15 protein-coding genes are annotated in these 18,423 nt (G+C 33.5%); 6 read left to right on the top strand and 9 right to left on the bottom strand.

Features of this window, described 5'->3' with window-relative positions:
- The first annotated feature begins 44 nt into the window (after nt 1-44).
- Nucleotides 45-1,589 carry a ribonuclease E/G gene (locus Q0787_RS03120; protein WP_298900766.1) on the top strand — a complete coding sequence of 515 codons (1,545 nt, stop codon included), beginning with the start codon at nt 45-47 and terminating at the stop codon, nt 1,587-1,589.
- A gap of 75 nt (nt 1,590-1,664) precedes the next feature.
- On the opposite strand, the gene Q0787_RS03115 is transcribed toward Q0787_RS03120, so the two are convergent.
- The 5 genes from Q0787_RS03115 to Q0787_RS03095 all read right to left on the bottom strand — a co-directional run bounded on the left by Q0787_RS03115 (nt 1,665) and on the right by Q0787_RS03095 (nt 7,089).
- Complete coding sequence (locus tag Q0787_RS03115; RefSeq protein WP_298900765.1) at nt 1,665-2,135, bottom strand: hypothetical protein; 471 nt, start codon at nt 2,133-2,135, stop codon at nt 1,665-1,667.
- Between the two features lie 11 nt (nt 2,136-2,146).
- Entirely contained in the window at nt 2,147-3,721 is a 1,575-nt protein-coding gene (locus tag Q0787_RS03110; RefSeq protein WP_298900764.1) for a hypothetical protein, read from the bottom strand.
- A 466-nt stretch (nt 3,722-4,187) separates the two neighbouring features.
- On the bottom strand, nt 4,188-5,225 hold the full coding sequence (locus tag Q0787_RS03105; protein ID WP_298900763.1) for an aldo/keto reductase: 1,038 nt from the start codon (nt 5,223-5,225) through the stop codon (nt 4,188-4,190).
- Between the two features lie 117 nt (nt 5,226-5,342).
- The gene (locus Q0787_RS03100) at nt 5,343-6,302 is read right to left on the bottom strand and encodes an OmpA family protein (protein ID WP_298900762.1); all 960 of its coding nucleotides are present in this window, start codon (nt 6,300-6,302) and stop codon (nt 5,343-5,345) included.
- Between the two features lie 25 nt (nt 6,303-6,327).
- Complete coding sequence (locus Q0787_RS03095; protein WP_298900761.1) at nt 6,328-7,089, bottom strand: exodeoxyribonuclease III; 762 nt, start codon at nt 7,087-7,089, stop codon at nt 6,328-6,330.
- Between the two features lie 112 nt (nt 7,090-7,201).
- On the opposite strand from Q0787_RS03095, the gene Q0787_RS03090 reads away from it, so the two are divergent.
- Nucleotides 7,202-10,612 (top strand): hypothetical protein, encoded by a 3,411-nt coding sequence (locus Q0787_RS03090; RefSeq protein WP_298900760.1) that lies wholly within the window; start codon nt 7,202-7,204, stop codon nt 10,610-10,612.
- A gap of 114 nt (nt 10,613-10,726) precedes the next feature.
- On the top strand, nt 10,727-11,272 hold the full coding sequence (locus Q0787_RS03085; RefSeq protein WP_298900759.1) for a DUF3575 domain-containing protein: 546 nt from the start codon (nt 10,727-10,729) through the stop codon (nt 11,270-11,272).
- A gap of 75 nt (nt 11,273-11,347) precedes the next feature.
- Here the strand turns inward: Q0787_RS03085 and Q0787_RS03080 are convergent, their stop codons facing one another.
- Nucleotides 11,348-11,722, bottom strand: a complete 375-nt coding sequence (locus tag Q0787_RS03080; protein ID WP_298900758.1) for a TM2 domain-containing protein — start codon at nt 11,720-11,722, stop codon at nt 11,348-11,350.
- Nucleotides 11,723-11,775: 53 nt separating this feature from the next.
- Between Q0787_RS03080 and Q0787_RS03075 the strand changes: the two genes are divergently transcribed.
- On the top strand, nt 11,776-12,645 hold the full coding sequence (locus Q0787_RS03075; RefSeq protein WP_298900757.1) for a hypothetical protein: 870 nt from the start codon (nt 11,776-11,778) through the stop codon (nt 12,643-12,645).
- 53 nt (nt 12,646-12,698) lie between these two features.
- Here Q0787_RS03075 and Q0787_RS03070 read toward each other — a convergent pair whose 3' ends face one another.
- Both Q0787_RS03070 and Q0787_RS03065 read right to left on the bottom strand, forming a co-directional pair.
- The gene (locus Q0787_RS03070) at nt 12,699-14,240 is read right to left on the bottom strand and encodes a glycine--tRNA ligase (protein WP_298900756.1); all 1,542 of its coding nucleotides are present in this window, start codon (nt 14,238-14,240) and stop codon (nt 12,699-12,701) included.
- Between the two features lie 63 nt (nt 14,241-14,303).
- Entirely contained in the window at nt 14,304-15,188 is an 885-nt protein-coding gene (locus Q0787_RS03065; RefSeq protein WP_298900755.1) for a hypothetical protein, read from the bottom strand.
- A 69-nt stretch (nt 15,189-15,257) separates the two neighbouring features.
- Here Q0787_RS03065 and Q0787_RS03060 point away from each other — a divergent pair, with 69 nt between their 5' ends.
- Both Q0787_RS03060 and Q0787_RS03055 read left to right on the top strand, forming a co-directional pair.
- Complete coding sequence (locus Q0787_RS03060; RefSeq protein ID WP_298900754.1) at nt 15,258-15,938, top strand: ComF family protein; 681 nt, start codon at nt 15,258-15,260, stop codon at nt 15,936-15,938.
- A 64-nt stretch (nt 15,939-16,002) separates the two neighbouring features.
- On the top strand, nt 16,003-17,607 hold the full coding sequence (locus Q0787_RS03055) for an Ig-like domain-containing protein (protein WP_298900753.1): 1,605 nt from the start codon (nt 16,003-16,005) through the stop codon (nt 17,605-17,607).
- On the opposite strand, the gene Q0787_RS03050 is transcribed toward Q0787_RS03055, so the two are convergent.
- On the bottom strand, nt 17,594-18,373 hold the full coding sequence (locus Q0787_RS03050; RefSeq protein ID WP_298900752.1) for an amidohydrolase: 780 nt from the start codon (nt 18,371-18,373) through the stop codon (nt 17,594-17,596). The two genes, Q0787_RS03055 and Q0787_RS03050, sit on opposite strands and share 14 nt — an antisense overlap.
- Nucleotides 18,374-18,423 lie beyond the last annotated feature (50 nt).

Below are 18,423 nucleotides of genomic sequence, written 5' to 3'. Positions count from 1 at the left end.
TCCATCTATCTCGAAATGAATCGAGGTGGATTAAAATGAACAACATGGAAAAAGAATTGATTATAAGATCGAGTTCTGATATTGTTGATTTTGCCTTATTAAAAGATGGAAAACTTATCGAGTTACACAAAGATGAAGATGATAATAACTTCTCGGTTGGTGATATATTTATTGCCAAAATACGAAAAGCTGTTCCTGGTCTAAATGCTGCATTTGTAAATGTGGGTTATGAAAAAGATGCTTTTTTGCATTATCATGATTTAGGACCTAAATTACCTTCACTTTTAAAATTCGTTAAACGTGTAAGCACAGGTAGACATACCGATTTTTTACTGAAAAATTTTCAGTTTGAGAAAGATATTGATAAAAACGGAAGCATTGCTAATGTTTTAAAATCAAATCAATCTCTATTAGTACAAATTGTAAAAGAGCCAATTTCAACCAAAGGACCTCGTATTAGTAGCGAGTTGTCTATAGCTGGTCGTTATATAGTCTTAGTACCGTTTTCTGATCGTATTTCAATTTCTCAAAAGATTGAATCTAAAGAAGAAAAAGAGCGTTTAAAACGCTTGGTAAAGAGTATTACGCCTAAAGGTTTTGGTGTTATCATTCGTACAGTCGCAGAAGGCAAAAAAGTTGCCGAACTCGACAAAGATTTACAGAACTTGCTGAATAGATGGACAGCAATGTGTAAAAAATTAAATAAAGCACATCATCCTAGTAAGGTCTTGAGCGAAATGAACAAAGCCTCTTCTATATTAAGAGACATTTTTGATGATTCATTTTCAAGTATTACAGTAGATGACGAAGTGCTTTATGGACAAATTAAAGATTACGTGCAAGAGATTGCACCTGCTAAAGAATCCATAGTAAAGATGTATAAAAATGGCGTGCCACTCTATGAAAAGTATGGTATTGAGCGTCAAATAAAAACCTCTTTCGGTCGCACAGTGTCTATGGCAAAAGGCGCTTATTTGGTAATAGAACATACCGAAGCGATGCATGTGATTGATGTGAATAGCGGAAACAGATCTAACAAAGAAAAAAACCAAGAAGACACTGCTTTAGAAGTCAATTTAATTTCTGCTTCGGAAATTGCTCGCCAATTGCGTTTACGTGATATGGGAGGTATTATCGTAGTTGATTTTATTGATATGGGAAAGGCAGAGAATCGAAAAAAATTGTACAATCATCTTCGTGACGAAATGAAAGATGATAAGGCAAAACATAAGATTTTGCCACCTAGTAAGTTTGGTTTGATACAAATTACCAGACAACGTGTTCGCCCAGAACGCAATATTAAAACAAAAGAAGAAAATCCTAATGGTGGAGAAGGCGGAGAAATTGAAGCACCAATTGTAGTGATTCAAAAGATTACGCAAGACCTAGAAAGGCTTTTCAAAAAAGACTATAAAAAGATTACGCTAAATGCACATCCATTTATAGCAGCCTTTTTAACCAAAGGGTTTCCATCAGTACGTTCTAAATGGTTTATAGAACACAAAAAATGGGTAAAAGTTTTACCTAGAGATGCTTACACATATCTTGAATATCATTTTTATGACAAAAATGGTAAGGAAATTAAATAATATCTAAAACCCCCTTTTCACATCATGTGGAAAGGGGGTTTTTATTTACTCAAACATTATTAAAAAATCACTGTATTATGGTTTGTTTTTCTTTTTTGTAATGGTGTCTACTTTTATTTTCATATTTATCATTAAACTACTATCAATTTTTCTCATATATTTTTCAAGTTCTTCAAGCGATTCAATGTTCAATCGGCGATCTTTAAACTGATTTGTGCGATCAAAATCAAACTCTCCCTTCAATTTTAATTGATCGATATTTAAGGCCATTAACATTTCATCTTTCAAATAATTACCGCTTAAAAAAGAATCGATACGTCTATTTGTTGTATAAAATTTAACTTCTTTATCCATAGATTCAGCTATTTCATATAATATAGAATCTTGATGTTTAATTAGTTTGATTTCCTTTGGTGTTAAGTTAAACGAACTTTTAATCTGGCTTATCCTTTCTTTTTTCTCTTTAATACTTGAAAAAGGCTTATAAGAGGTACAGCTAATTATCAAAAAAAAGGATACGATGGTTACTAAAGATTTTGTTTTCATTAATGGTATGTTTAATTATTGGTGTTATGCCAGTAGCAGTAATTTTCATTGATTTCTGCTGTAGAATAATCATAGGTAATCACGACTGTAATTAAGTGTCTAAATCTAATAGGATAGTTACTTATGTTTAAGCCAACAAGCATTTCACCTTCAATAGAAATTTTGACACGATTTAAATCTTCATTGATTTCAACCAGAATTCCATCGCTATCATCGGGATCTTCGCTATCAAGTTGAGTCCAATCGAAAAATGTGTTATTCCCTTCTAATATAGTTCTTGCATTTATAACATTCAAATTTTCCAAAGTGTTATTGTTATTCGGAATCGCGATTTTAACCGTAGTTACCAAATCTGCTTGGGGAAAACTATTGAATTCCAGCGAATGTACATCCCTTCTAATTGAGCCATCTTGAAATGTAGAAGACATTGTGGTATAACTATTCCCATTTAAATTATCATAGTAGTCTTCGAACTCGTCAAAAGACCCAAAATTAAGTGTGTTGGTATTAATGTCATTTGAGGAGTTATGTTCAAAGCTAATACTTGGATTATTCATCAAAAAATTAATCATACTTATTGCAAAATCTAATGCCTCCTGCGATATTTCGGTCATTTGATTTGGGTTTAATCCGTCATTTTCTATGCCATCAGGAGAGGTGTTTTTGTCTTTAGATCTATTGGCATTTAAAAAGTTGGCAATAGATGTTAGCTGCTCTTGGGATGCCTGATTTAAAAGCCAATCAGCTTCTGGTAGTGCAACATGTTCCAGTTCTAAAGCCATAATGATAGAAAGTGCATTAGCACTAACTGTATTGTCTAGCCACCAAGGTTCTTCAATATTACCATTAGCACCTGCTGTACTATCATCTAAAGCTGGGATGCTAAACCCTGGATTTCCAAAGCTGGAATCATCAAAAGGTCCTCCTCCTGTGTTAGAATCTCCTACAGCAATGATTTCTACAAGGTCATTTTCAATAAATCCATTTATACCAAACCAATCACCACCAACCCAGTCTATAAGGCAACCTATACTATCAAAGGGACTTTCACAATCACCATCATTCGTTCGATTTAATGTGCTATTTACGAGGGAAGGGAGGCCCTCTGCAACGCGTTGACCATCTGTATATTCATAGGAATACTCAATTTGTCCATCTAAGTTGTAAATCATCATAAAACCAGAAAAAGCCCCGCTGTTTTCTGCTTGTTTATAGAGCAGTATAAATAGTTTAGATTGCATCTCATTATTAACTTCTACAGAGCCCACAAAACTTTTTGCTTTACCAGCTGTAGGTAAATAAATAGGTGTGTATAAAATGTCTAGAGATTCTTGAGGTTCATCTTTGTATTTTTTTGCCTTAGATAGATCCCAATCCGAATTTAGAAGACTTTCCCCATTCCTAAGTGAGCTGGATCCTAAAGAAGAAAGGTTAATATTATCATTAAAGTAGGCTTTGGCTGTTTCAATACTTGGTATGTTGTATTGATTGCTGTTCTCTAATGCATCATCATCTTTTTGACATGATACTGTTGCTAAAAATCCTCCTATGAGAAGAAAGCATACAAATTTTAAATTATGTTTCATTGTATTGTTGATTTATGTTAGTGTTCAATGTGAATAATTAATGTATAGAATATTTTCTGCATAATCAAATATAGAAAATATTCTATACAATTACAATGATGTATATGATTTTTATATTTTGAAAGATGATAAAACAAAAAAAACCTAAGCAGTGCCTAGGTTTTTAAGGTGTTTGTTTTTTACAAAAAAATGAGATTAGTAGTTATCAAGCTCCCGTTGCATGAGTTTGATCTTTAAATTGAGATATTTTATAAGTTTAAAGGCTATTGTAAATGAAATTACGATGACGCCTACTAGTATAAAAATATTAAAAAGAGACCACACAAATATATCGGATGAAACATTACTATTCATTGAATGTTTACTTTGTAGCAATAGATTATAGAGTGTCATGTTGGTTAGTTTAGTACAACTAATATAGAATATAATCGACAAACCACCAATTTTTTAAATTAAAATTTTAGCATTAGGGTGCTGGGTTTGGAATTTCGGCATGTACCTCGGCAATAGCCTTTAAGATATCATCACTTAATTCTATATCGATACTATCAATGTTTTCTTCCAATTGCTTTAATGTGGTTGCTCCAATAATATTACTTGTTATAAAAGGTCTATCGGTTACAAAAGCCAATGCCATTTGAGCTAAGGTCATACCATTATCTTCTGCAATTTGAAGGTAACGTTTCGTTGCTTCAGTAGCCTTATCTCCACTATAACGAGCAAATCTAGGGAACAGCTTTAATCGTGCATCATCTGCAGCTGTACCTTTAATATACTTACCAGAGAGTACTCCAAATGCCATAGGAGAATAGGCTAGAAGCCCAATATTTTCGCGAATAGCAATCTCTGCCATATCGCCTTCAAAAACTCTATTTAATAGAGAATAGGCATTTTGTATGGTAATCATTCTTGGTAAATCATGTAGCTTAGACTCTTCTAAATAACGCATTGTTCCCCATGCTTTTTCATTCGAAATTCCTACTTGACGCACTTTTCCGGTTTTCATAATCTCATTAAGATTATGTAAGATTTCATTAAAATTATCTGTCCAAGGATCGTTTGCATTATGGTTGTAATCTCTAACACCAAAAGTATTGGTATGTCGCTCTGGCCAATGCAACTGATACAAATCTATATAATCGGTCTTCAGGCGTTTTAAACTATTATTTACTGCATCGTTAAGCGCAGCTTTACTAAAACCGTTGGTTCTAATATGAGCGGTATAATCTCCAGGTCCGGCAATCTTGGTGGCTAAAACAACTTTGTCTCTTTGTCCGGTTTTTTCAAACCAATTGCCTATAATACGTTCTGTTTCAGCGTAGGTTTCTGCAGTTGCTGGGACAGGATATAATTCGGCAACGTCAAAGAAATTAACACCTTTATCTAGGGCTAAATCCATTTGTGCAAAGCCTTCATCTTGGGTATTTTGATTTCCCCAAGTCATCGTGCCTAAACAGATTTTGCTAACTTTTATATCGGTTTTTGGTAATGTGGTATATCTCATGATGTTGGTTTGGTGTTAAGACAAGCAAAGATAAGAAGACCTTTCAGCTTTTAAAAAACTGAAAGGTCTAAATCTATGTTAAGGTTTTAGAATTTGATGGTGTGCTTCAATATCGATTTAAATGTCGTTCAGCAATTTTGAAATCTCATCCAATTTAGGTGTTAGAATGACTTCTATACGACGATTTTTTGCTTTACCTTCAGCAGTGTCGTTGGTTGCAATTGGTGCAAATTCACCACGACCAGCAGCTGTTAGGTTTTCTGGATTGATAGACGAGTTTTCTCTTAGAATATTAACAATAGCTGTTGCACGCTTGGTTGATAAATCCCAGTTACCACTAAGTTGAGAGTTCCCTTTGTATGGAACATTATCGGTGTGTCCTTCTATTAAAATGGCAATTTCAGGATTGTCTGCTAAGACACTACCAAGTTGTTTAACGGCTTGTTTTCCTTGCGTACCTACAGCCCAACTTCCTGATTGAAAAAGGAGTTTGTTTTCCATAGATACGTAAACTTTACCATTACGCTGTTCTACTGTAAGTCCTTTCCCTTCAAAGTTAGTTAAGGCTTGAGAAATAGCATTTTTCAGTTTGGTCATTGCCGCGTCTTTAGAAGCAATTACATTTTCTAATTCGGCAACACGTTGCGACCTAGATTCTAATTCTTTTTTAATCTTTTCTAATCTTGCGTTTTCAGCGGCCAAGGCTTGCTCTTTAGCTTCCAGTTGAGCTAATAGTTCTCGGTTCTTTTTTGAGTTTGCTGCAATAGAGGCATTGCTGTTTTTTTCTAAAGCATCATAAGAGGCTTTTAAGTTATCGAGATTAGACTTGGTCGCGTTATAATCGGTTTGAAGTTTATTACGCTGCGCTAACGTTTTATCATAGTCTTGCTGAAGTTTTGATAAATCGTTTTGCGCCTTATTCAATGTTGTTTCTAGATCGCGATTTGAATCGGCTAATTTTCTGTTTTCTTTTTTAAGATTGGCGTATTTATCTTCTAAATCGGTATATATTTTTTTTGATACGCAGGACGTAGTTAATATTAGAGTTAGTGCTATTAATGACAATTTTTTAATCATACTATTTGGGTTATGTACTTAATAATTAATTTTCAATTTCTACTAAAATCGGACAATGATCACTATGAACCGCTTCCGTGAGGATAACGCTTCGTTTTATATTTTCTTGCAATGGTTGGCTCACCATGGCATAATCTAAGCGCCAGCCCTTATTATTTGCTCTAGCATTAGCGCGATAGCTCCACCATGAAAACTCTTGTTTTTCTGGGTGTAGATGTCTAAACGAATCGACAAATCCACTATTAATAAAGCTACCAAGCCATTCACGTTCTTCTGGTAAAAATCCAGAAACACCTTTCATTTTTGGATTATGAATATCAATGGCTTCATGACAAATATTATAATCACCAAGCACAACCAGGTTTGGAAATGATTGCCTTAAGGTGTTTAAATATTCATGAATCATGTCCATGTACTCAAATTTATGAGCGAGTCTTGCATCATTAGTACCTGATGGTAAATACATACTCATAACAGATAATCCATTAAAGTCTGCTCTAATGTTTCGACCTTCAAAATCCATAGATTCAATTCCGGTTCCATATTCAACATGGTCTGGTTCTGTTTTACTAAAGATAGCAACACCACTGTATCCTTTCTTTTGAGCGCTAAACCAATAATTGTATTTATAGCCAGCATTTTCAATGGCTTCTATATCCACCTGCTCCTTCATGGCTTTAATTTCTTGCAGGCAAATCACATCAGGATCTGCACTTTTAAGCCAATCAATAAAGCCTTTATTCATTGCTGCTCTAATCCCGTTGACATTGTATGAGATGATTTTCATTCTAGATAAGTTAAGATTTCAGCTAAATTAAATAATACTGTACTTTTACACTATTATTTTAACCCGATTTTAAGGATAAAATAATTTCCGCCTTTAGAAGTTTATATAGGGAATGAAAATTGCTATTTCACTAATATGTTTTATGATGTCTTTTTATGCTTTGGCACAAGAGGAGCAGTCTAACTATAGAACAAAGAAGGTAGCCGTTAGAGATTCGATTAAAGTGGATACTGTAAGTATCAACTCGAGTTGGTTTATACTTAAGCGTAAGGATAAAACAACGATAGATACCTCCTATTACAAAGTTGATTTTGCGAAAGCCTTGCTAACGTTTAAGAAACCCATAGATATAGATTCGGTAGAGATTAGCTATTTACGTTATCCCGATTTTTTAACGCGGAAATATTTCCAACTAGATGATAAGATTATTGTAGAAAACACAGATAACCTTCAACGTCTTTATAAACTCAACCAATCAAATATTGAGCAAAACTTCACACCCTTTGATGGTCTGAGTACCTCAGGGAGTATCTCTCGAGGTGTAACACTTGGAAACAATCAAAATTCGGTATTAAACAGTGAACTGGATTTACAAATTTCAGGAAAATTAAGCGATAAAGTCTCACTTAGGGCATCTATACAAGACGCTAACATTCCGTTGCAAGAAAGTGGCTATTCTCAGCGATTAGATGAATTTGATCAAGTTTTTATAGAGCTATTTAGTGATAAATGGAATATTAGAGCAGGTGATATTGATTTGGCAAATCCCAATAGTTATTTTGCCAATTTCACAAAGCGTGTACAAGGGCTTCAGGTTACGACAAATTTTGAGGGTGAAGCTTCTAAAACCAGCGTTTTTGCATCTGGAGCATTGGTTCGAGGTCAGTTTACAACGAGTCAGTTTGTGGCTCAAGAAGGAAATCAAGGACCTTATAAACTCACTGGACCAAATAATGAATTGTTTGTGCTTATTGTTTCAGGAAGTGAAACCGTATATGTTAACGGAATTCCTATTGAACGTGGCGAAAATAAAGATTATATAATCGATTATAACGCAGGTGAAATTATCTTTAATTCGACCTATCCTATTACTTCGGAAATGCGAATTACAGTAGACTATCAGTTTAGTGATAGAAACTTTTCGAGATTTACAGTATTTGGAGGGAGTACGTATGAGACTGAAAAATTAAAACTAGGTGTATCGGTCTATTCTGAAGCAGATGCTAAAAACCAACCACTACAGCAAAACCTTTCAGCCGAGCAGGTAGAGATTTTATCTAATGCTGGAGATGACCAATCGTTAATGGTAGCTCCTTCTGATGTGGCAGAGGCCTTTGATGATAATAGGATTTTATATAGGAAGGATATTGTTAATGGTACAGAAATATTTGTGTTCTCTAATAATCCTGACGATGAGTTGTTTAGTGTACGGTTTACGTTGGTGGGTGAGAATCAAGGAAATTATATAATTATAAACAGTAATGCTGTTGAAAATATTTTTGAATATGTTGAGCCTATAAACGGCATACCACAAGGAAATTATGAGCCCATTGTTAGGCTAATTGCACCCGAAAAATTGCAGATAGCAATAATTAATGGCGCCTATAGACCAAATGAGAATACCGATGTTTACTTTGAATTGGCTGGAAGTAAAAATGACGTCAATTTATTTTCTAATCTTGATGATAATGACAATGATGGCTTTGCAGCGAAATTAAAAGTAAATCAAAACATAATTAAGTCTGATAGCTTATGGAACTTAAATGCCTATGCCGATGCCGATGTTATTCAGAAGAATTTCAGAACAATTCAGCGTTTATACAGAGCTGAATTTAATCGAGATTGGAATTTAGAAAACCCGTTAGGAAATCAAATATTATGGTCTTCAGGAGTAGATGTATTACATTCTAAAAAAGGTTTAGCTAGTTATAAATTTGAACATCTTAACTATTCAGAAAATTTCAATGGAAATCGTCATAGTATCTTAGCAAACCTTCAATTGAATAAGTTTAATATATTTTCGAATTCGAGTTTTCTAAGTAATAAAAGTAGTACCTCCACATCCACGTTTGTGCGATCGTTTAATCGCGCTACCTATAATTTTGGTAAGCAATGGGTTGGTGCTAAAATAGCATTAGAGGATAGTGAACAACGAGAAAGAGCTACAGATTTATTGACAAATTTGAGTCAGCGTTTTAATTCCTATGAAGTGTTTACAGGTTATGGAGATAGCACGGGAGTTTTTGTTGAACTTGGTTATAAATATAGGGTAAACGATAGTCTTCGCACCAATGAAGTTACGCGTGTTAATACCTCAAATACCTACTATTTAAAATCACAGATCTTACAGAATAAAACAACTAATTTAGGGCTGTATGTCAACTATAGAGCCTTAAAAAATGAAGATGATACTATAGAAGACGAAAATTCATTGAACTCAAGATTAAATTTCAACCAAAGATTATGGAATAACTTGGTACTATGGAATACCGTTTTTGAGACCAATTCTGGGACATTGCCGCAACAAGACTTTACCTATGTTGAGGTTGAACCTGGTCAAGGTGCTTATACATGGATTGATTATAATGAGAATGGTATTCAAGAACTCAATGAGTTTGAAGTTGCTCAATTTACAGATCAAGGTAGTTTTATTCGCGTGCTATTGCCAAATCAGGTCTTTGTAAAAACCCATCAAAATAGGTTTAGTCAAACTTTAATTATAAATCCGAAACAATGGTCGACATCAGAAGAAAAAAGCAAAAAATTCTGGTCACATTTTTATAATCAAACCTCTTTTCTTATTGATAGGAAAAACAGGCGTGTTGATGATGGCTTTAACTTAAATCCATTTTCTACAGATGATGACAATCAACTTGCACTAAATAAAAGCATAAGAAATGTATTGTTTTATAATAGGGGGAAACAAGATTTCACAACGTCTTATACGTTTTTATCTAATACGAATAGGTCTACCTTGTCTGTAGGGTTTCAGGAAAATAAGTTGGAAAGTCACCAGGTTCAGTTTAATCATAAATTTTGGACAAGTTGGTTGATTAATTTACAGTCAAGTTTGGAAACTAATGAAAGTTTGAATGAAAATTTCACTACAAGAAATTATAAACTCGATGAGGTGAGATTTCAACCTAAGTTATCCTATATATTTAATGAAAACGCACGTTTTGATATGTTTTATCAATATACGTCTAAAGACAATGTAATAGGTAATATGGAGCAATTAACACAGCGTAATTATGGCCTATCATTTACATATAATAATGCCAATAAAATTGCCTTAACAGGAGAAGTTAACTTCTTTAAAAATGAATTCGACGGAAATGCTAATACACCAGTTGCTTATCAAATTCTGGAAGGATTGCAACCAGGAAATAATTTTACGTGGAATCTACTAGCTCAGAAAAAACTCACCAAGTTTCTGGATTTAAATTTGAATTACTTCGGAAGAAAAACAGAAACTAGTAAAACAATTCACACAGGAACAGTTCAGTTAAAGGCCTACTTTTAGAGCATAGACAAATAAGATATATTGTTTTGTACGCAACCTTTTTAGTTTAAGTGCATCTTCAATTGGTACAATTGTTGTGACAGTAAACCAAATTAACTTTAAACTAAATTATTTATGAAAAACTCTATTTTATGCACATTTCTGTTCTTATTTTCAATAGCATTATATGCTCAAGATGACCCAGTTAATAGCGATGTTAAACAGGCTTCTAATGAAGTAAAAGTTAATGCACTTTATATGGTTATTGGAGCCGTTGATGTCACTTATGAACGTTTACTAAATGAAGAATCTGGTATTGGTCTTAATGTGTTTTTACCATTTGATGACGATATAAAAGATGATATTGATTATTACATCTCACCATATTACAGACTTTATTTTGGCAAGAAGTATGCTTCGGGGTTTTTCTTGGAAGGTTTTGGATTGCTTAGTTCTGTAAAAGAAAATACTTTAGCTCTTGTTGGAGGTGATATACTCGTTAATAGAGAAGAAACGGTTACCGATTTTGCTCTAGGAATTGGATTAGGCGGAAAATGGGTCACTAATAATGGTTTTATTGGCGAAGTGAGTTTTGGTGTTGGCCGAAATTTATTTAATAGCAATGAGTTTAATAATGATTTTGTCGCGAAATTAGGGATTAGTGTTGGCTATCGATTTTAGAGATTATGTATAAATTAAAACTCCCAAAATATTTAAATATTTGGGAGTTTTCAAATTGTATATGAGATTTAAATCCTAGAAGAAACTACTCTTATAAGATCCATTTTTAGGTTCGTATGATCCAGAAATAATACCAATTAAATCAATAATGGCCCAAACACCTAAACCTCCTAATGTAAGGATGAATAGAATGTTCCAACCAACAGGACTTCCTAAATACCATCTATGACCAGCAAGACCACCTAAGAAGAACCAAAGAAGTAAGGCAACTCCTTGACTTTTTTGAGCAGCTTTAGCTGCTGGCGAGTAATAAGTTTCGTTGTCTTCGGTGTCAATATTGGTCACTACCTCTGCACTTGTTGTTTTAGCTTTTACAACCGGAAAAGAAGCATAACTTAAATTCATCGTTAGAATAATCGCTAAAAACGAAAGAATAATTTTAAATTTCATATGATCTAATTTATAAGTTTATATTTACAAGTATAATAATTAATACGATATTAATGAGAATTTTCCTATGTTTTTTATGTTCACTTATGTATTTCTTTTCTCAGGCACAAGCCAAGTCAGAATTTATGGGGGCCATAAAATTAAATGATACTTCGTTTATAAGTTATAGTGTGCATTTTTCTGAAAAAGAAGGTGTTATTGATGGTTATTCCCTGACTGATTTTGGCGGGCCACATGAAACTAAATCCATGATAAGCGGTTTTTTTAATGATAAAGAAAATAGAATTACATTTAAGGAACAAGGTATTGTATATACCAAATCTGAAGTTAATACCGATGATTTTTGCTTTGTTAATTTTAAAGGCTCATTAAAAAAACTAAACGGCAAAGGTGAAATTAAAGGTGATTTTAAAGGTTTATATGGCGATGGTCAAGAATGTATTAGTGGAGAGATTTTGATGGCAGATATGAAGAAAATTGACAAAAAAGCAAAGAAACTTGATAAGAAAATTGACAGGAGTATTTTTGTTAAAAAGGAGGTGAAAGAAAAGGTAAATATTGTTAAACTTGTAGATTCCTTAAAAACAACATTCATTTCTAAAGATGAAACACTTAATTTTTTCAGTAAGGATAAAAAAGTAACCATCGTGTTGTATGATGCTGGTCAAGAAGATGGTGATAAAATCAATCTTAAAATTGATTCTAAGATTGTGCTTAGAAACTATGTGGTGACTAAAGAGAAGAAGAAGATTGAAATCATTTTAGATAAACCCCAAACAACCTTAGAACTTGAAGCCTTAAATATTGGGAAGGTTTCACCTAATACGGTGTTTTTGGAAATAGAAGATTCTAAAAATAATTATAAGGCACTCACCAATTTAAAGGAGAAAGAAAAAGCAAAGATTACCTTATTGAAGAAATAAAAAAAAGAGCCTTGATATTATTCAAGGCTCTTTTTTTTTATGTGTATATGAGATTATTTCATTTTCATTAGCCAATGTTTAACATCAACTTCTTTTTTGATAATAGCTCTTAAATCTTCAATTTTAACACGTTGCTGTTCCATGGTATCGCGATGACGAATTGTTACAGTGTTATCATTTAATGTATCGTGGTCAACAGTAATACAAAATGGTGTTCCTGCTGCGTCTTGACGCCTATAACGCCTACCTACGGCATCCTTTTCATCATATATAACATTGAAATCCCATTTTAAATCTTCTATGATTTCTCTAGCGATTTCAGGTAAGCCATCTCTTTTAATCAAAGGTAATACAGCCGCTTTTGTTGGCGCTAAAACCGCTGGTAATTTTAATACAGTTCTAACACTTCCATCGTCTAAAGTTTCGTCTTCTAATGAATTTGAGAACACAGCTAAGAACATACGATCTAAACCAATCGAGGTTTCTAAAACATAAGGTATATAACTCGCATTATCTTCATGGTCAAAATATTGTAATTTCTTTCCAGAAAACTCTTCGTGTTGTTTTAGGTCAAAATCAGTACGAGAGTGAATGCCCTCTAATTCTTTAAACCCAAAAGGAAATTTAAATTCGATATCTGTAGCCGCATCTGCATAATGAGCCAATTTTTCATGATCGTGAAAGCGATAATTTTCATCACCCATTCCCAAAGATTTGTGCCACTTTAATCGTGCATCTTTCCAATGTTCAAACCATTCTTTTTGCGTACCTGGTTTAATAAAAAATTGCATTTCCATTTGTTCAAATTCACGCATTCTAAAAATAAATTGTCTTGCAACAATCTCATTTCTAAACGCTTTACCAGTTTGAGCAATTCCAAAAGGAATTTTCATACGTCCTGTTTTCTGAACGTTTAAAAAGTTTACAAAAATACCTTGGGCTGTTTCTGGACGTAAGTATAAATCCATAGCGCTTTCTGCACTGGCTCCTAACTTCGTTCCAAACATTAAATTGAATTGTTTGACTTCCGTCCAATTACGAGAACCAGATAGAGGGTCTGCAATTTCTAATTCCTCTATAAGCGCTTTGACATCTGCTAAGTCTTCTTTTTCTAAAGATTGTCCTAGGCGTTTTAGAATACTGTCTATCTTTTCTTGATAACCAAGAACTCTACCATTCGTGCTTACAAATTCTTCTTTGTTAAAAGCATCTCCAAAACGTTTTGCCGCTTTTTTGACTTCTTTTTCAATTTTGTTTTCAATTTTAGCGCAATAGTCTTCAACCAAAACATCTGCACGATAACGCTTTTTAGAGTCCTTATTATCAATTAAAGGGTCACTAAATGCATCAACATGACCAGACGCTTTCCATGTTGTAGGATGCATGAAAATTGCAGCATCAATACCTACAATGTTTTCATTCATCTGTACCATAGCCTTCCACCAGTAGTCGCGAATGTTTTTCTTGAGCTCTGCTCCATTTTGAGCATAGTCATATACTGCGCTTAATCCGTCATAGATTTCGCTACTTTGAAATACGTAACCATACTCTTTTGCGTGAGAGATTACTTTTTTAAATTGATCTTCGTTTGCCATGATGCAAAAATAAAAAACCGCTCCAATTAACAGAACGGTTTTTAAGAAATTATATAGTGTTGGTTATTTTAATCTAACTTCTGTATTGCCTAGTTTTCTGTCTTCATGAAAGATTGAGATATAATATGTACCGCCAACTAATGGTTGTTCATCAATATCTGCATCTACATCAATACATACTTCAAGAACTTTGTTGTCGTAATTCACAATTTTCTTGGCGCTGTAAATTAATGAAGAGTTGCCAAAATTAATAGCACCTTTGTCTGCAACAACATTATTTCTAGGGTTTAATATTTGAATGTATAACTCTTTCTCTCCTGCTTCGGTTAGTGAGTTCTCGGCAAGCGTAAAGCACACTTCAATACTTTCAACACGCTTTGCTCTATTACTTGAACGTCTAGCTCCAAAGAATTTTTCAAATCCTTTAGCTCGAAAAGAATTAGCTGTAAGCTTTGCTCCAATTTCTATACTTTTTTCAAGATTTTCATTTTCTTTTAATAGTGTAGAGTTTTCGCGTTTTTGCTTTCTAAGTTCATTATAAGCTAGAAGTTTTTCTTTTTCTAAGCCTTTATTGACTTCGTCTAAGGAGTCTACCGTTTTAAACAAAGATTTGTTTTTACTTTTTAAGTTGAATAACTGCTGCTTAAATTTTGATAATACAGATAGGTCACTACGAACCATCCTAAGAGAGTCCAAAGCTAATTGGGTATTTCTTTTAGCATCTTCCAGTTGGGAAGAAATCAGATCATTTGAAATTGAAACGTCATCATAGCGCGTGATCATTTGGGAGAGTTCACTTTCAACTAGCTTCTTTTCCTGTTCTAAAAATTGCTGGTGCGCCACAATGGATTGGTAACTTGTAAAACTGTAAACAGTTAAAACTGCGACCGCAACTATTAAAGAACCAATAATTAATCTGTAGTTAAATGATTGAGGGTTAACTATCATTATTAATATCGTTATTTTATCTTGCGAAACTAATTAATATGTTATCGAAAACTGATTTTAATCGTTGAAATGATAAAAAACTTGTTAAACTTATTTTTTCCGCAAATTTGTGGTGCTTGTAGTAATCAATTGTCAGACAATGAACTACATATTTGTACGAATTGTAGACATCAATTACCATTAACTAATTTTCACGATGACCCTGAAAATGCAGTCCATAAAATACTTTATGGACGGGTTAAATTACAACAGGCAACGGCATTATTACATTTTTCCAAAAAAGGAATGGTTCAGCAATTGATGCATAATCTTAAATATCGAGGGCAGGAGTCCATTGGCGAATGTCTTGGAGCATGGTTAGGAGAATCCTTGAAGGATATGGCGTCGTATCAAAGCATTGATGTTGTTGTGCCAGTGCCATTGCACAAGGCAAAACTAAAGTCTAGAGGTTATAATCAAGTTGATAAATTTGGACAAACTTTGGCAACGGCATTAAACGCAACATACAACACATCTGTATTGGTCAAAACAACAAATACCAAAACTCAAGTATTTAAAGATCGATTAAAAAGACAAACTGGCAACAACAGTAATTTTGAGCTTAAAAACGGCCATTTTTTAAAAAATAAACATGTTCTTTTGGTTGATGATATTATTACAACTGGAGCAACCATTGAGGATTGTGCCAGTCAACTTTTAAAAATTGAAGATCTAAAGCTAAGTTTAGCTACAATGGCAATTACAGATTAAAACGAAGTTAATTGTTTTGAGGATAAAGAGGTTTGTCGTTAATTTGCTGAAATTTCGTGTGATAATGCATAAAAATGTTTTACAAAGTTTAGTGCTAGTTATATTGGTGGCTATGTTGATTGGTTGCGCTAACAGAGGCACGCCATCTGGTGGGCCAAAAGACGTAGAGGCTCCTGTAATTATTAGATCAACACCTGAAAACTTTACGACAAATTTTAAAGGCAAAGAGATTAGAATTTATTTTGATGAATATGTCAAGATAAAAAACCTTCAAAAGCAACTTATCATTTCTCCTCCAATGGATGTAGAACCTACTGTGACCCCTTTAGGAACTGCAAGTAAATCGATTAAAATTATCATCAATGATACTTTAGAAGCCAATACAACTTACGCCTTTAATTTTGGGCAAAGTATTGTTGATAATAATGAAGAGAACCCTTACGATTATTATAAATATGTATTTTCAACTGGCGATTATATAGACTCTCTTTCTGTTAAAGGTAAAATTCTTGATGCCGAAAGTAGATCTCCAGATTCTTATATTTCGGTAATGCTATATGAAAAAGATTCTACCTATACAGATTCTACAGTGTTTAAGAAAAAGCCTAAATACATCACCAATACTTTAGATAGTATTACGACATTCAGTATTGACAATATTAAACCTGGAACCTATAAATTGATAGCTTTAAAGGATGAAAATGGAAACTTTACATTTCAGCAGGATAAAGATAAGATAGGTTTCTATGAAGGCTTTATAACAGCTCCATCAGATGAAGAATATACCATCAAATTGTTTAAGGAAGAATTAGACTTTGATGCTAAACGTCCAAAGCAAATTGCTGGGCAAAAAATTGCTTTTGGTTTTGAAGGCGATTATAAAACTATGGACATTGAGATGTTAAGTGCGAAGCCAACCGATTTTAAAACACGACGCACTAAAGATGAAAAATCAGATACTTTATACTATTGGTACAAGCCAAAGATTGAAGCAGATTCGGCCTTATTTCTTGTGAAAAATAAGACGTTTATTGATACCTTAACGCATCGATTTAGAAACTTAGAAAGAGATTCATTGGTTATAAAAGCTGTAACATCAGGAACTTTAGGGTTTAATGAGGATTTCGGTGTTTCTGCTAATATCCCATTTGAAACCATAAATGAAAAAGACATTACAATTTTAGATAAAGATTCTCTAAACGTACCTTTTAAAACTTCATATAGCAACTATGACAATATTTATAGTTTGCAGTTTGATAAAAACCAATCTAATACCTATAAAATAAGAATGCTTCCTGGTGCGCTTACAGATTTCTTCGGAAATGTGAATGACACACTTAATTATAATATAAAGACTAAAACCTTTGCCGATTATTCTAACATTCGAATAACACTCAGGAATGCGCAATACCCAATGATTATTCAGCTAACTAATGAACGAGGAGAAGTAAAATACGAACAATTTGCTGATCAGGAACAGTTATTTGATTTCAGAAATCTCAACCCAGGCAAATATTACATTCGTGTGATTTTTGATACTAATGGAAACAAAAAATGGGATTCAGGTAACTATTTAAAGCAACTACAACCAGAGCGTATTGCACACTATCCAGATTTAGTGGATGCTCGGGCTAATTGGGATCCCGTTATTGAAATTATTTTAGAGTAAACCCGTCTTTGTCATTTAAAAAGCCAAGCTTTCCTCTATATTTTGAAATATGTGCCTTATCAAGGGTAATAATGGCAATAGCTTCTTTACCATGAGGGATATCATCTAAGCGCTCCCCCAGAACATCATAAGCTGCAGAATGCCCAGAATATTCATAATTATTAAAATCTAAACCTACGCGATTAACGCCAATACAATAACTCATGTTTTCTATAGCGCGTGCTTTAAGAAGCGTATCCCAGGCAGAAATTCGCACTTTAGGCCAATTCGCAACATAAATTAAAGCATCATAATCTTCAGTGTTTCTTGCAAAAACAGGAAAACGCAAATCATAACAAACCAACGGACAAATTTTCCAGCCTTTATACGTTACAATTAATCTGTGGTTCCCAGACTCATAAACTTTGTCTTCACCAGCAAGGGTGAAGGTATGTCGTTTATCATAGCTGCTAATTTTGCCATTAGGTTCTACAAATAGTAATCGGTTATAGAATTTTTTATTGTCTTGTATAATACAACTCCCAACAATGGCAACATCTTTTTCTTTGGCAATATGTGTCATCCATTTAACAGTAACCCCGTCCATTGATTCGGCAATACTTTCAGGATTCATGCTAAAGCCTGTTGTAAACATTTCTGGTAATACGATAAGGTCTACAGATTCAGAAATTTCATCGATTTTGTCTCTGAGGTTAATACGATTTTGAATTGGGTTTTCCCAAACTAAGGTCGTTTGAATTAAAGCAACTTTTAAATGATTTTGCATGTCTTAAAATTACAAATTTTAAGCATAAAAAAAATCTATTTTAACTGGTA

This window comes from uncultured Psychroserpens sp. (assembly GCF_947492715.1).
GTDB lineage: Bacteria > Bacteroidota > Bacteroidia > Flavobacteriales > Flavobacteriaceae > Psychroserpens.
The sequence above is the reverse complement of the archived record's forward strand: the minus strand, read 5'-3'. Positions and strand labels throughout refer to the sequence as shown.

What these genes read in the sequence shown, in the direction of transcription:
- Q0787_RS03120 (WP_298900766.1), top strand. Translation starts at nt 45, where the DNA reads ATGGAAAAAGAATTGATTATAAGATCGAGTTCTGATATTGTTGATTTT.
- Q0787_RS03115 (WP_298900765.1), bottom strand. Translation starts at nt 2,135, where the DNA reads ATGAAAACAAAATCTTTAGTAACCATCGTATCCTTTTTTTTGATAATT.
- Q0787_RS03110 (WP_298900764.1), bottom strand. Translation starts at nt 3,721, where the DNA reads ATGAAACATAATTTAAAATTTGTATGCTTTCTTCTCATAGGAGGATTT.
- Q0787_RS03105 (WP_298900763.1), bottom strand. Translation starts at nt 5,225, where the DNA reads ATGAGATATACCACATTACCAAAAACCGATATAAAAGTTAGCAAAATC.
- Q0787_RS03100 (WP_298900762.1), bottom strand. Translation starts at nt 6,302, where the DNA reads ATGATTAAAAAATTGTCATTAATAGCACTAACTCTAATATTAACTACG.
- Q0787_RS03095 (WP_298900761.1), bottom strand. Translation starts at nt 7,089, where the DNA reads ATGAAAATCATCTCATACAATGTCAACGGGATTAGAGCAGCAATGAAT.
- Q0787_RS03090 (WP_298900760.1), top strand. Translation starts at nt 7,202, where the DNA reads ATGAAAATTGCTATTTCACTAATATGTTTTATGATGTCTTTTTATGCT.
- Q0787_RS03085 (WP_298900759.1), top strand. Translation starts at nt 10,727, where the DNA reads ATGAAAAACTCTATTTTATGCACATTTCTGTTCTTATTTTCAATAGCA.
- Q0787_RS03080 (WP_298900758.1), bottom strand. Translation starts at nt 11,722, where the DNA reads ATGAAATTTAAAATTATTCTTTCGTTTTTAGCGATTATTCTAACGATG.
- Q0787_RS03075 (WP_298900757.1), top strand. Translation starts at nt 11,776, where the DNA reads ATGAGAATTTTCCTATGTTTTTTATGTTCACTTATGTATTTCTTTTCT.
- Q0787_RS03070 (WP_298900756.1), bottom strand. Translation starts at nt 14,240, where the DNA reads ATGGCAAACGAAGATCAATTTAAAAAAGTAATCTCTCACGCAAAAGAG.
- Q0787_RS03065 (WP_298900755.1), bottom strand. Translation starts at nt 15,188, where the DNA reads ATGATAGTTAACCCTCAATCATTTAACTACAGATTAATTATTGGTTCT.
- Q0787_RS03060 (WP_298900754.1), top strand. Translation starts at nt 15,258, where the DNA reads ATGATAAAAAACTTGTTAAACTTATTTTTTCCGCAAATTTGTGGTGCT.
- Q0787_RS03055 (WP_298900753.1), top strand. Translation starts at nt 16,003, where the DNA reads ATGCATAAAAATGTTTTACAAAGTTTAGTGCTAGTTATATTGGTGGCT.
- Q0787_RS03050 (WP_298900752.1), bottom strand. Translation starts at nt 18,373, where the DNA reads ATGCAAAATCATTTAAAAGTTGCTTTAATTCAAACGACCTTAGTTTGG.